General features: G+C 64.8%; 9 protein-coding genes. 2 read left to right on the forward strand and 7 right to left on the reverse strand.

The window, feature by feature from the left end:
* Positions 1-348: 348 nt before the first annotated feature.
* Positions 349-1,050 carry a DUF305 domain-containing protein gene (locus B2747_RS06705; RefSeq protein ID WP_291158236.1) on the reverse strand — a complete coding sequence of 234 codons (702 nt, stop codon included), beginning with the start codon at positions 1,048-1,050 and terminating at the stop codon, positions 349-351.
* 215 nt (positions 1,051-1,265) lie between these two features.
* Positions 1,266-2,189, reverse strand: a complete 924-nt coding sequence (locus B2747_RS06710; RefSeq protein WP_291158238.1) for a copper resistance D family protein — start codon at positions 2,187-2,189, stop codon at positions 1,266-1,268.
* Between the two features lie 1,442 nt (positions 2,190-3,631).
* Between B2747_RS06710 and B2747_RS06715 the strand changes: the two genes are divergently transcribed.
* Entirely contained in the window at positions 3,632-3,940 is a 309-nt protein-coding gene (locus B2747_RS06715; RefSeq protein WP_291158241.1) for a DUF411 domain-containing protein, read from the forward strand.
* Between the two features lie 90 nt (positions 3,941-4,030).
* Here B2747_RS06715 and B2747_RS06720 read toward each other — a convergent pair whose 3' ends face one another.
* The 4 genes from B2747_RS06720 to B2747_RS06735 form a co-directional block, all read right to left on the reverse strand.
* Positions 4,031-7,357, reverse strand: a complete 3,327-nt coding sequence (locus tag B2747_RS06720) for an efflux RND transporter permease subunit (protein ID WP_291158244.1) — start codon at positions 7,355-7,357, stop codon at positions 4,031-4,033.
* Positions 7,358-7,360: 3 nt separating this feature from the next.
* On the reverse strand, positions 7,361-8,743 hold the full coding sequence (locus B2747_RS06725; RefSeq protein WP_291158247.1) for an efflux RND transporter periplasmic adaptor subunit: 1,383 nt from the start codon (positions 8,741-8,743) through the stop codon (positions 7,361-7,363).
* A 62-nt stretch (positions 8,744-8,805) separates the two neighbouring features.
* Complete coding sequence (locus B2747_RS06730) at positions 8,806-10,278, reverse strand: TolC family protein (RefSeq protein WP_291158249.1); 1,473 nt, start codon at positions 10,276-10,278, stop codon at positions 8,806-8,808.
* A 697-nt stretch (positions 10,279-10,975) separates the two neighbouring features.
* Positions 10,976-12,283 carry a hypothetical protein gene (locus B2747_RS06735; protein WP_291158251.1) on the reverse strand — a complete coding sequence of 436 codons (1,308 nt, stop codon included), beginning with the start codon at positions 12,281-12,283 and terminating at the stop codon, positions 10,976-10,978.
* A 361-nt stretch (positions 12,284-12,644) separates the two neighbouring features.
* Between B2747_RS06735 and B2747_RS06740 the strand changes: the two genes are divergently transcribed.
* Positions 12,645-13,478 (forward strand): hypothetical protein, encoded by an 834-nt coding sequence (locus B2747_RS06740; protein ID WP_291158253.1) that lies wholly within the window; start codon positions 12,645-12,647, stop codon positions 13,476-13,478.
* Positions 13,479-13,511: 33 nt separating this feature from the next.
* On the opposite strand, the gene B2747_RS06745 is transcribed toward B2747_RS06740, so the two are convergent.
* Positions 13,512-14,300 carry a hypothetical protein gene (locus B2747_RS06745; RefSeq protein ID WP_291158256.1) on the reverse strand — a complete coding sequence of 263 codons (789 nt, stop codon included), beginning with the start codon at positions 14,298-14,300 and terminating at the stop codon, positions 13,512-13,514.
* Positions 14,301-14,471 lie beyond the last annotated feature (171 nt).

Genomic DNA, 14,471 nt, shown 5'->3' on the forward strand with positions numbered 1-14,471 from the left:
TGAACAACCTCCTTAGCATCTACAGCTAGGCGCCGCAATCCAGCGAGCGCACCCAACGCCCCAGCCGCATGCAGGAAGCGGCGGCGGGTCACTGGCGCAGCACCAATGCGCACGGAAATGGATCGCTCTGATTCGTCCATGGGAACCATCGGTTCAAGAGGCACGTGGGAAAATCAGACGCACGTGCTTACGGCGGCGCCCTGTCAGACAGGCACGCAGCGCAATTTCGAGGCGAACCGCGTCACACGGTACTGTCTCGTCATGCCGGCCACTTGCGAATAACGGCGCGGGGGTCGCGAACGAAGAATCCTAGGCAGGCGCCGGCCCGCATCCGCCGCGCCGCCTCGCCTATTGCCCCGACACCTTGCGCTGAAACTGCGCGATTTCGCGCGTCTGGTCGCGCTTCATGCGCTCGGCCATTGCCTTGACCTTCGCGTCCTTCAGCATCGGCAGGTAGTGGTCGATCATCTGCGTCGCCTGCTGGTGATGCTGTACCACGTGGTGGTAGAACATCCGGTCAAATGCGGCGCCACTCAATGGCTTGAGTTGGTCGAGCATGCGCTGATTGTCGGGCCTGATCTTCGGATCGTACCGATCTTTGTACTGCCGCTCCAACTTGGTCACCATCGAATCAAGCTCGGCGTCCTGCTTGGTGTCGAGCATCTCGGCATCGGCCTGCGTCGTGGCCGACCCCCGCTTAACTTCGACGGTCAGATGGGCCATCGCGATCATCCCCTTGTGATGCTCGCTCATCATACGCAGAAAGTCGCGGTCCGGATCGCTGGTGGCACCACCGCTGACTGTCATGTTGCCAACGGTGCTCATGGCGCGGTGGTCCATTCCGGCCATGCTGCCGCTATCGGGTGCAGCCGCGCTCGTCAATGAACCGGCCACTACCGCAGCCGCGGTGTCACCAGTGGTCGGTCGATCCGTCTTGGGCGAACAGGCTGTCGTCAGCGCAAACGTCGACACGGCGAAGAGACGTGCCCCGACCCAGACGCCCTCACGGCATGCGCGCTGACCACTTTGAAACTTCCTCAAATCCTGCATGACTGCCTCGTGGAGAAGAAGGAACTCTCGCGGCACGCCGCCGCATTCGCGACCTCGGCGGGCGTGCGTAGGCACGGCTCTGGAAGGTACCTTTACTCAGGATAAAGGACTCCAGCACAAAGCGTACCGTCGGTGACCAAAACGTGCCGTGAGTTCTCGACATTCTTTGCGTGCATGCCTTGGCTCAAGGCGAACACATCCATCGCCCTCTGCCGTCAAGCCGGCAGCTCCGTCGCGACGAGCGTTGCCGTGACCAGCAGGATACCGATGCCAATGCCGAGCTCGAGCCACGCGCTGATGCGAAATGCCGATACGGCTTGTCCCTTCTCCAAGCGTGGCAGCACGAAGCGCCAATTCCAGCCACCCAATGCCAGTGTGGGCATCACGAGGAGCACCTTGAGCAGCACGAGGCGCGCGTAGGACGGTCCCCACAAGGAATCAAGACGCACGCCATGCAGCCACGCCATCGCTGCCCCCGAGACGAGGAGCACGCTCACGGCGAGCTGCGCCACCCTTGAGAAGGCCGAGAGCGCGGACGCTTGCACCGTCAGCGGTGCCCGCAGGAGCCCGCCCACAATGAGGACAGCCAGCAGACCGAGCCACTGTCCGGCGGCCACGAGATGCAGAACGTGAGCGACCACGCCGATGACGGGAGGGGTGACGGTGACGGCATGTCCCCCGAGCGCTTGTCCCACAACAAGCGCAAGGAGGGCACCGCTCGCCAGGAACTGGTCACGCGTCCGACGCCGACCGGTGGCGTTCGGCAGCGCCATCAGGCCGGCTATTGCGACACCCTGCAACAACCACGCTCGTCCCCAGGCGGTGTCCCACGTGAGCGTCCAGACCCCATCGAGATCCCACGCGGCGGGCGGACCGAAGAAGGCCAACGCTTGCATGGCCCATCGGGCGATCCACGCGATGATCCACGCGACCCAACCGAATCGCTGGACGTCAAGCAGACGGCGCAGCAACCGCCGACAGGCGCGCCGCGGGTCCGCGCTGTCGAGCCGACCGCGGGTACGCACCCATGGCATGACCCCGCGAAGGGCGACGGCGGAGCCGATGACGGCGAGGAGCGCCGCATATGATACGAGACGCGTGACGACGAATGACGGCGACTCGACACTGAAGGGGTCCATGCTCGCTCCGCAAGGTTGACTTTACGGAGCATAAAGCCGTATCGGTCCAACGACAAGAGCGCGGAGGGCTCCACCGAACTCGAGGCAGTGACCAATCATGGGGAGACACGCGCAATACAACGTCGTGGCATGCGCGGACGCCGTCCGTGTCGGCGGGCGTGTCCGTCTACTCGCGACATTGCATGCTGGCATTCATTCAGCAAATCGCTCCGGTCAGAAAGATCGCGACCCCCATAAGTGGACAAGCGCCTCGATCGCTCGATAGCTTTGTGGTGCATATATCCGTAATCACGCCAACGCGATCACCGGGCGTAGGCAACCCTCGAACGCTGTGAGGTGAGTCGACATGCCGAGCCACGACATCCAGAAGCGCTCGCGCTGCAGCTGGCTGGTGAGAGCGGCGGTACTTGTGCTACCAGCTCTCCCAGTACCCCCGCTCCTTGGGCAAGTGAGCGAGTCCGCCCAGCAGCAGCCGCGGGTGACCATACACCCCGTCGTGGGGGCGCACGTACCGGTGGGCGAATCCCGAAAGTCTGTGCTAGGGGGCCCTCTGGCCGGTGTCCAGCTCGGGCTGCCTCTGCCTCGCGTCGGCGCCCTGCAGACCGCGTTCGTCCTGACCGGCTTCGCCGCGCGCACGCGAGTCGCTCCCGTCGCAGACGGAGTTGACGCGATCGCGCAGGGTGTGGTCACGCTCTACGACTACGATGCTGGCGTCGAGCTAGCTCCATCGAAGTCCCCCAGTCTGCATTCGTCCCTCGCGGCATGGCACCCGTTCGTGGGGATCGGAGGTGGCGGGCGCCGAGTGAGCGGCAGAGCACGTGGCGACGCCGGCCGTTCCGGAGGCGCGTTCTATCTGACGCTGGGCAGCGAGTGGCGACGTGTTCCCCTTCAGCGAACGGCGGTGCGCGGGGAGTTCCGCGCATACCGCTCGAACGCTTTGCCTCCAGCCTCGTCGAGTGATATGTCGCGGCCGTGGCGAACAGATCTTGTGGTCGCCCTCGCCCTCGCCTTTCATTTCCGATAGTACCGGTCCGAGAGCACCGGCGCCGATCGGGCGCGCGGCTCCGGTTACACGACATCATGGTCAGGGAGCGCCCGATGGCCGCCGCATCTCCCCGGCTCGATCTTTTTGAAGCGAACCGTGCGTTCGCTCGGTCGCCGCTCACTCATCACCGCATTCGTTGCGTCGCGACCAGCCGATCACTCTCAAGGGAAGACCCAGAAGCACCATGGATACCGATTCTGTGCGTGTCGGACGACGCGGTGGCGGTCGTCTTGCGATATCGTCCCTACTCCTAGCTGGTCTCGTGGTGGGCTGCTCCCCGCTGTCGGGCGACGCGGTCGGTGCCGCGGCAACGACGCGCACGGCGGAAGCGAGCCGGCCGACGCTCATGGTGTATAAAAGCCCGTCGTGCATGTGCTGCCATCGATGGGTGGAGCACATGCAGAACGCGGGTTTTCGTGTGGAAGTGCACGACACAACCGATCTCGCCGGCATCAAAGCAAAAGCTGGTATCGAGTCGTCCCTGGCGTCCTGCCACACGGCCTTCGTCGGTCGCTATGCGATTGAAGGCCATGTACCCGCCGCAGATGTGGAGCGGCTGCTGCGCGAGCACCCGGACGTCGCAGGGTTGACGGCACCTGGTATGCCGAATGGCGCGCCCGGCATGGAAAGCCTCATGCGAGACAAGTACGACGTGCTGGCGTTCCAACGCGATGGTGCCACCAGCAGGTTTGCCACACACCCGTAAATGCCGACACGGTGACGGCCTCGACGCCGTCACCGCGGTTCCACCGACTCCGCCATTCGGCCGTCAACGTGCCGGATGGCGGAGTCGCATTCAGGCCGGCGTTGGCTCGGGCATCGCGGCCGTGGCCGGCAGGCTCGCGTCGTCGGCGCCGTCGTCCTCCACCCGTCCATGGCGCACTTCCCATTCCTTCCAGAGGGAGTAGACCGCCGGGATCACGAGCAGCGTGAGCACCGTACTCGAGATCATGCCGCCGACCATGGGTGCGGCGATCCGCTTCATCACACTCGAACCCGTGCCCGACGTCCACAGGATTGGCAGCAGCCCCGCCATGATCGCCGTCACGGTCATCATCTTGGGGCGTACCCGCTCGACGGCGCCTTCCATGACGGCCGCGTAGAGATGATGCAGGGTCACCTGCCCGCCCGCCGCGCGTGCGCGTTCCCGTTCACTGCGCCAGGCGTGATCGAGATAGATAAGCATGACCACCCCCGTTTCTGCCGCCACGCCAGCCAACGCGATGAATCCGATGGCGACGGCCACCGACCAGTTGTAGCCCAGCAGAAAAATGAACCACAAACCGCCAACCAACGCGAACGGCAGCGAGAGCATCACGATCATGGTCTCGCCAACGCTCTTGAAGTTGAAATACAACAGCAGGAAGATGAGCACGAGCGTCGCGGGAATCACCAGTCGCATGGTCTGCTTGGCACGCTCCATGTACTCGAACTGGCCACTCCAGACCACCGTGTAGCCAGCGGGAAACTTCACCATCTCCGTCACCCGACGCTGCGCCTCTTGCACGTAGCCGCCAATGTCGCGCCCGGAGACATCAACGTAGACCCAGGCGGTCGGCATGGCGCCTTCGGTACGCACCACCATCGGCCCCGGCACCGGTCGAATCGTCGCGACTTGTCCGAGCGGTACCTGACTGACGCCCGCCCGCGCCGAGAGCCCCGCCCCCCGGGCGCTCATGCCGCCCATGGCGTCACCGCCAGCGGCACGCCCAGCCGTGTTGATCGGAATCAGCACGGCCGCGAGGCGCTCCGGGCTATCGCGCAGTTCCTGCGGATAGCGCACGCGCACGCCGTAGCGCTCACGTCCTTCCACGGTCTGCGTGATGACCATGCCGCCGATCGCCGTGGCAATCACCTCCTGGACGTCGCCAACATTGAGCCCATACCGTGCCGCCGCCCGTCGATCGATATCGATGTCGACGTAGTAGCCACTCACGGCGCGCTCCGCAAACGCGCTGCGCGTGCCCGGCACCATCTGCACGGCCGTCTCCACCTCTTTCGCCAGACGTTCCAGCTCTGCCAGATCAGGTCCGAACACCTTGATCCCCACGGGCGTGCGGATGCCCGTGGCCAACATGTCGATGCGGCCGCGAATCGGCATGGTCCACGCATTGGTGACGCCAGGCATGCGTACGGCCGAATCCATCTGCGCCACGAGTCCCTCGTACGTCACACCCGCACGCCACTCCTGCTCGGGCTTGAGCGTGATCGTGGTCTCGAACATGTCGAGCCCGGCCGGATCGGTCGCGGTATTGGCGCGCCCGGCCTTCCCCCAGACGTGCTCCACTTCGGGAAACTGCTTGAGGATCCGATCCTGTCCGGCGAGCAGTTCACGCGCCCGGGCCACGCTGACCCCTGGCAGCGTCTGCGGCATGAACAGAATGGTGCCCTCTTCAACCGGCGGCATGAACTCACTGCCAATGCGCGCCCATGGAATCCAGGACAGCACCAGGGTGACCATGGCGACGGCGATCACCGGCCACCGATGACGAAGCACCGTTGTGATCATCGGTCGATAGAGACGAATGAGGGCGCGGTTGATCGGGTTGGCCTGTTCCCGATAGATCTTCCCACGGATGAACAGACCCATGGCCACCGGCACCAGCGTGACCGACAGGAGCGAGGCAGACGCCATCGCGAACGTCTTGGTGAACGCCAGGGGCTTGAACAAACGGCCTTCCTGGCCACCGAGTGTGAACACCGGCAGGAAGCTTACGGTGATGATGAGCAGCGAGAAGAACAGCGCCGGCCCGACCTCCCGCGACGATTCGACCACGACGCGCCACCGCTCGCGGGAGGTCAGTACCGATGTCGAGAACGAACGCTGCCCGGACGCCGCCTCGCCTTCCTTGGCAACGATGGCGCGCTCGAGATGCTTGTGCATGTTCTCGATCATGACGATGGCGGCGTCGATCATGGCGCCGATGGCAATGGCAATCCCGCCGAGCGACATAATGTCGGCGCCCACACCGATGCTCCGCATCGCAATGAACGCCATCAGGATGCCGATCGGCAGGGTGATGATGGCCACCAGCGCTGAGCTGGCATGCAGCAGGAACACCACGCACACCAGCGCGACGATGAGCGACTCTTCGAGCAGCTTTCCCTGCAAGTTCTCGATCGCGTGTTCGATGAGCGACGACCGATCGTACACCGGGCGGATCACCACCCCGGGCGGAAGCCCGGACTGAATACGTGCCAGCTTCTGTTTGATGCGCTCGATCACCGCCAGCGCGTTCTCACCGAAGCGCATGACGACGATCGCCCCGACCGCATCGCCACGGCCGTCCAGTTCGGCAATGCCACGTCGAACGGCGGGGCCGATACTCACGCGTCCCAGTTCGGCGACACGAACCGGCGTGCCAGCCGCTGAGGCGCTGACCACCACGTTCTCGATGTCCGAGAGCGATTTGAGATACCCCAGGCCGCGCACCATATACTCGCGTTCGGAGAGCTCCATGACCATGGCGCCCACGTCGGCGTTGGCGTTCTGGATGGCGGCCATCACGCGACCAACCGGAATGCCATAGGCCTGCAGCTTGGTGGGATCCAGATCCACCTGGTACTGCTTTTCATAGCCGCCGAGCGAGGCCACTTCGCTCACACCGGGGACCGCTGTCAACTGATAGCGCAGATACCAGTCCTGCAACGAGCGCAGTTCGGCGAGGCTGAGTCGTCCCGTGGTATCCTCCAGGGCATACTGGTAGACCCACCCGAGCCCGGTCGCATCCGGTCCCAGTCGCGCGACCGCGCCCTTCGGCAGTCGGCCCTGGATGCCGTTCAGATACTCGAGGACGCGGCTGCGCGCCCAGTAGAGATCGGTCCCATCCTCGAAGATGATGTACACGAACGAGACGCCGAAGAAGGAATAGCCACGCACGACCCGGGAGCCTGGCACCTTCAGCATCTCCGCGGCAATCGGGTAGGTGATCTGGTCCTCGACGATACGTGGCGCCTGCTCGTTGTAATCGGTTTGCACAATGACCTGGACATCCGACAGGTCAGGGAGTGCCTCGAGGGGCGTACGCTTGACCGCCAAGACGCCCCCGACCATCGCGGCGACCGTAACCAGGAGTACGAGTAGCCGGTTGCTGACGGCCCAATTGATGATGCGCGGAAGCATGGGTCAGACCTCCTGGCGCACGTGCGGTGGCGTGCTCGACGGCGGTCCGCCCTTTTGCGGATTGGGCTTCGGCGCGGGTTTGGCGGGCGGTGTGCTCGATCCATGGTTCATGCCGGGCATATCCGCCATGCCGGGCATGTCGGGCATTCCGGGGATCTTCGACATGGAGTCGGGCACCGGCCCGGCCGGGCGCGGACCTGCTGGCGGCGGCGTCTCGCTCGCCCCTCCCATATTCATGCCCGGCATGTTGCCCATACCGCCCAGCGCCGATTTCAGGTTCGACTCCGCGTCGACCAGGAAGGTGGCGGACGCGACCACGGTATCACCGACGCTCAGTCCCGAGAGCACAACCACGCGATCATCGGACGCATCACCGATGGTGACATCTTTCGGAACCAGCGCCCCGTTGCTCGCGCGAACGAACACCAGCACGCGTCGGCCGGTTGCGAGCACCGCCGACCGGGGCACCGTCAGGACGGGCCGCTCACTCGAACTCGTGAGGACCATCGTCGCGTACATGCCGGGCTTGAGTTCGGCGCCCACGTTCGGCAGTGCGACGCGAACCCGCAGGGTGCGCGTGTCCTGGTTCACGGTGGGATACACGTACGCCACGCGCCCGGTCCGCTGCTCTCCCGGCAACGACGCAAATTCCATGGTGATCGGGGCACCAACGCGGGCAAGGGGGGCGTACTGTTCGTAGATCTCCCCATCGACCCAGACGGTGTTGAGGTCCGCAATGCGGTAGACCGCGTCGCCGGCCATGATGCGTTGGCCACTGAGCACGGGTTTGTCGACCACGAACCCATCGATCGGCGATCGCAGGGTCAAGGTGCGACGTACCTGGCCGCTCGTTTCGATGGCGTCGATGTCGGCCGCCGGAATGTCCCAATAGCTCAAGCGCCGACGCGCGGACGCCACCAGCTCCTCCGCGGAGCGTCGCGCCTCTGGGGATCCATTCTGCACGTCCGCCGCGAGTCGTCGTGCGAGCAGCAGCTCTTCCTGCGCCGTCACGAGCATCGGCGCGTAGATCGTGAACAGTGCATCCCCGCGCCGTACCGGCTGGCCGGTGAAGTTGAGGTACAACTGCTCCACCCAGCCGTCGATCTTGGGTGCAATCACCTTGACCCGCGTCTCGTCGTAGCTGACGATCCCCACGGCGCGCAGCTCGCGCTTCAGCGGCGCCAGCGTGACCGGCGCGAACGTCACGCCGATGCGATCGGCATCGGCCCGACTCAGCATGACGGGGCCGGCCTCCGTCGCCGGCGCGGCGCCGCCGTGGTTGTGCCCAGCGGGAACGGCCGATGCGTCAGGGGATTTCCGGGTGGCCAGGTACACCGCGGCAAACGCGCCCACGAGCAGGAGTGCCGCTCCGGCGATCATCCCCATCCGGCGACGCACTGGGTGACGCGTCGGCGAATCAAAGGGAGAGGTTTCAATGGGTGACGACATCAGCGGAGTCCTCGGCGCGAGGCATCGCGCAAGATGGAGGAATGAGTGGGCGCGTCTGGTGACGTGGGCGCGGGCGGTAGGTCTCGGCTATCGGGCGGTTCAGACGTCGAGTCAACCAAAGACCGACCAACAAGCATCTCGAGTTCGGCCCATGCGCGCCCCTCGTCCGCTTCCAAAACCGCGAGTTCCTGCCGGAAACGGTTCACCGTCGTACGGCTGTCGAGCACGGTCATGAACGGGACGGAGCCCACGCGGTACGCCGAGAGCGACGAGGTGACGCTCGCTTCTGCCTGCGGCAGGATCGTGGTGCGATACAGCAGCTGCAGCGCTCGGGCGCGCGATAGATCGGCAAACGCTTCGGCGACACTCCCTCGCGTGTCCGAACGCATGGCCGCGAGATCGGCACTCGCCATACGTCGCATGGCCACGGCCTCCTCGCGCATCTTGAGCTGCCGACTGCGGGCGAAGATCGGCACCGAAGCGCCCACCATGAGGCTCGCCATGCGATCGGTTCCCGACGACATGGCCGTCGGATCGGCGCTGGCAACTGCACGCCGCTGCCCATACTGCACGCCGATTTCGAAGTCCGGCCAGATCTCCTTTCGTGCGAGCAGTTCGGACGCTTCGGCCGCCCTCACTTCCTGTTCGCCCGATTGGATCATCGGTCGGCTGGCGGCCGCGGCGCGCTGAAGCGAATCGACGCGCGGCAATGCGGCCGGATAGGACGGGAGTTGCACTGGTGGAAGCGCCGGCTCGACCGGGCGATCGAGGAGCGCGGCAAGACGAGCGGAGGCCGCCTCGCGCATCGCACGCATGCGGATGATTTCCTCATCCATGCGTGCCACCTCCACCTGCGCGCGCAGCACATCCGCCTGCCGTCCCTCGCCGACGCGATACATGCTCTCCGCGATGCTTGCCAGGTCCTGCATCAGGCGGCGCGACTCGCTGGCGACCTCGATGGAGCGATCAAGTTGATAGAGATCGTAGAAGGCGGCTGCCGCGCTCGCCCGCTGCTCCCACCGGGTATCGGCCGCGCGCGAACGCTCCGCAGCCGCCTGTGCATCAGCCGCGCGACCGGCCGCCGCGAGCTTGCCGTTGAGTGGCAGCATTTGGGTGATCTGCACCTGGTTCATCCCCAGCGTCTCCATCGGGCGGAGCGACGGCACGCCATAGTTCATGAAGCCCAGTTGCACCTGCGGATCGGGGAGGCGCCGGGAGCCCGGCACGCGTGCCTCGGCGGCTCGGGCCCGTTGACGAGCGGCCTCGACCCGTGGACTGCGTTTCACCATCTCGGCGTATACGTCGGCGAGGCGGAGCGGTGCGACACGGGACGTGTCTGCTTGCGCCACCAGCGCGTGCGACGTGCCGAGTATCAGCACCGCGACGGCGACGCCAACCCTCAAGGGGCGGGGAACGCGAACGACGTCACGGCGTGCACTGGATTGCATCCAGCACGTGAGCAGGATGGACACGGACCGACCTCCACGAGTGATCTCTTTGCGTAGCGTGCGCAGCTACTCACCGTTGCGCAGAACGGGTCGCACGACTCACAGCCCAGCGGGAACGCGGACAAGACGGCGGGATGTGGACACCGCCGATGCGGGTCAACCCCGTGGCGGGGGAACGTCCGGTGCGTGCGCCAGTGAGGCGAGGCGGCGCGGCAGGCAGAACACCCAACACTCATCGACCGCGAGCGTCCATGTGGTCCACTCCACCAGGGCAAGCCGCACCATTGGCGAGCCGCCGTGGCACCCGGCGCCCAGCAGCGGATGCGGGCATGGACAGTTGATGGGGCAATCGCTCGGGCAATGGCGCGACGGCGCCGTCGGCTCGACCTGAGCGCTCACGGGCCGGTGTACTCGTTCGTGTCCGCTTCGCGCACCGTGCACACACGCGTGGGCAGCCTGTGGCGACGGCACCGCCACGCGAGCCCCTTCCGCACGACTGCTCCCGCCCGGCACTGCCAGCAGCAGGGTGAACAGTGTGGTTAGGACTCGACGAATGGCAGTCACGAGAGGCACGAGAGGCACGAGAGGCACGAGAGGGTCAGGACGCGCGGCAACGAGGGTCGACCTCAAGAGTATCGGCGAGCGCGCATCGATCCTGTGGGCGCTTTCTTGATTTTACGTAGGTTAAACTCCTACACAAGGGTGCGAGACCCTCGATCCGCTACAGGCGCCGAGCGATCGCCTCAACCGGGCGCAGACCCTGACCAAACCTCGCCATGGCCTCACGATGCGTCTCGAGCGCGGTGTACGGCAGGAAGCGTACTTCCAAGTCGGCCACGCGACTGAACGCGGGTCTTGCGAGCTGCGTGCGGACGTCGGATTCCCGATTGTCGGGGGCGACCAGGAAGAGTCCGCGGGTGGCCTGCGTCGGTGCGCCGAGCGCCAGGTCCAGCAGGCGGACGATCCCCGAGTAGATGGACGTCGTATGCTCGACCTCGAACGCGCCGGCGATCCGAGCCGGTGAGCCATTCTCACCCCGCTCGATCCACAGGACATCGATCAGGCGAACCACGTCCACCCCCGGAGCACCCTCCATGGCCGAAGGCAGCGAGGTGGCGCAGCCATCGCCGAGTTTTCCGCCGGCGTAGGATCGGCTCCGGTCATTCGAGGCAATCCAGACATCGAAGCCGAGCGCCACGCCCAGATCGCGGAGCCACCCCTGCACCTCCGTGTGCGTGCGATCGCTTTCTCGATTGGCCGCGAGTGCCCGCGCCGACGCCGCATCCTCGCGCACCTTGGCCAGATCCGCTTCCCACTCGGCCTCGGCACGCGACCCCGCCGCCATCATCTCGGGTGGCGCAGCGTATCGCCCCGTGCCAATGTCAAACAGCAGGGCGGCGATCGCCCCCAGGTCATTGGACAACAGATCGCGGTACTCCGCGTTCAGCTTGAGCATGCCGGCGCGCATGGCGAGATAGTCGGGCCATCGCCCGAGCCGAACCTTCGCGCCCGTGAGTGCGTTGTAGCCGTTCACAATCGCCGTGTTGAATGGCGGCGTGATCGTGGGATGCAGAAAGTACAACAGGTTCGCGGCGCTCGGACCGAGCCCCTTGATACCGTGCGACTCCAAGCGGTGAATCGCGCTCAGCACGTGCTCTTCGGTGTTGCAGCACACGCAGCTATCAAGGAACTGTCCGAATGCCCGCTGGTTGTCCGGTGACTCGTAGATGTCAGGGATGCGCAGCTTGGGCTTCCAGAGCCACGCATGGTCGGCGCCCTTGAACATCTGCCGTTGCTCGGCGATCGAATGCACGACCGTCTCGAGTGACGAGCCCCGGTACGCGTTGCCGAAGGTACCGGCGGCGATCTCCTGAACGACCTCTTGAAGGCCGCGACGGATGGAGCGAAAGTTCTTGACGCGTTCCTCCCAGAGGAACCACGTGCGGAACGTGCTGGCGTGGTCGTCGCGCCAACGGTTGATGAGTTGGCGGCGGAGATCACTGGCGGAGCGCGTGTTCAGTATTGACATTCGGGAAAACTACTGCGCCCGATTCAGCTTACAACAGGTGACGGTCCCGCCGCGTCTGCTCCAATCGTCGACAGACGGTTGTTGGGTTGAGGGGGAAAGGATACGCGCCTACAATGCGCGTCGAGGAATTCATCACGCAAAGCGACTATTGAAGCACGCGATGTGTGCGTTCTGCGCGGACTTCCACCGTCGCGCTTGCACAAGCCAGACCGGCTTGTACTCTCGATTTCGTCCGCACCATGCCACAGCGACTTGCAGCGATGGCCGGACCTTTCTGACGTTCGCCCTCGGCTGGCCGAGGAATTGCGCCACAGAATTGGGGCGCGAATTGTCTGAAAGCATCTGTTGCCGTCCAACGATCATGTACTACGACAGAATCGATCCTACGCTGCTGCCACCGCCGAAAGCACGTAGCACTACGCGACCGACGCGCCCGTTCGATCTTCTCGTGCTGACGTGGCCGTGGTTCGATTCGGCGTCCGAAGGGCAGCGCAAGGCCGCGCTGACGCTGAACGCCATTGTGGCCCTCTGCCTTGAGCCAGGCCGAACGAGTCTTCCGAAGCGGCTACGAGATGAGAACCGCCTTCGGGACGCGCTGCAGCTTGCCGTTGATATACCGCCCCTGCTCGCGAAGACCGCTGTTTCATGCGATGCCGGCCTTCTGCTTTTCGAACGACCGAACCTTGGAGAGGCAGCAGCCGCGGCGGCGCTGGATCAAGTGATTCGGCTCGCCGGGATTGAAGACCCGTGCTGGGCGGACCAGCGATCGACTTGCTGCACGGTCGACTTCGCGGACGCCCTGAAGTCGAAGTGGCGTCGAATCGCGGTTGACGTTGCGCGGCCGCTCATGCGCGTGATCACCAACTATCGCGTCCTCGGCTTGCCGCTACCGCTACACAAGAGGGGCATAGCCATCGCACTCATCGCACTCGCGTGTGACAACGCCGCCGCCCCGCATGAGCGCGCGTGGGCTCTCAGAGCGACGGAAATGGAAAGATGGGGATCATCGACACTGCTTCTCGACCTGGCGCTCATTCCCGAAACCGTCGTCAACCTCGCCTTCGACCAGCAGGAGCTCGCGGCTATCCGGGAGCGCGTTGCGTCGGCCGCGTCGCGCGTACCGAGCGTAGTGCACGAATCAAACGCGGCCGATGAAGCCGAAGGCGGTGGCCACTGCCAACTCTCTTGTTGGTGATCGAGTGAGCGAATGCCTTGGCGCGCTTCTCTCCTAGCGCCGCGCCGCGCCTGGCGGCACCGTCACATCACTTAGCCGCTCACCCTTCACCGTGAACTGTTGCTTCCCGCTCTTCCAAGATACGCTGAAGCGCGTAGGCGTATCCCCCGAGGCCATTGGTTCAGTTAAGCCGCGTTCGCGCTCCCTTTTGGACCAGCTCTCGACCGGCGGAAGTGAGGTCTGTGCGTCACCGATCCAGCTCCGCGCCGCCTGCACCGCGGGGTGCAAGGCCGGAGGCGAGACTTCCAAGCGGATACCGAACCGCGTGGTATCACGCGACGACAGCAACAGCATATACGCACCGGAGGCTTGCCGACCCGACAGCGGTCCGTGTTGCTCGGCCATGGTCGACGGCAGATCTTCGAGGGCCATCGCCGTGTGAAAGCGGCCGAGATAGCCCGTGTACGGATCATTCTCCCACTTGTCGTGCAAGAGCGTCTGAGTGCGCAGAAAATAGGCGAGGGAATCCCGTCCATCGCGAATCAGCCAGACGCGATACGTGCCGAAGAAGGGGACCGCAGGAGCGGAGACTTTGCCAACGGCAGTGGGACCGTTTTCGAAGAGGCCCGCGCCAACAGTTGCGCTGTAGATTTTCGCGCTGCCCTTGCAGATCGCACGGGCGAGGAAGCCTCCCCCGCACTGTCCTACCTGCGCCTTGGCGCTGTCCGTCGCCGATCGCACGGAATCGGATACTGCCACTTGCGCGCCCGCGACGTGCGACGCGATCAACGTCGCAATGACACCCACGAACGCGTATCGACGATGGCGCGGAATCCAGTTCATGGCGTCTCCATGCAGAAGCATTTTTTGTTTGATTGGCCGAACGGCGTTCGGCCCTCGAAAGCGAGGTGTCACAGACACCTGTAGACGTATCGCCCGCGCTCGGAATCCCTCACGTCGTGTTGGGTGAGGGATCCGGGGCGACGTGACTTAGCAGGGTGCTGAAAAAGTCGG

The sequence above is a fragment of the Gemmatimonas sp. UBA7669 genome (assembly GCF_002483225.1).
In the GTDB taxonomy this organism is placed as follows: Bacteria; Gemmatimonadota; Gemmatimonadetes; order Gemmatimonadales; family Gemmatimonadaceae; genus Gemmatimonas.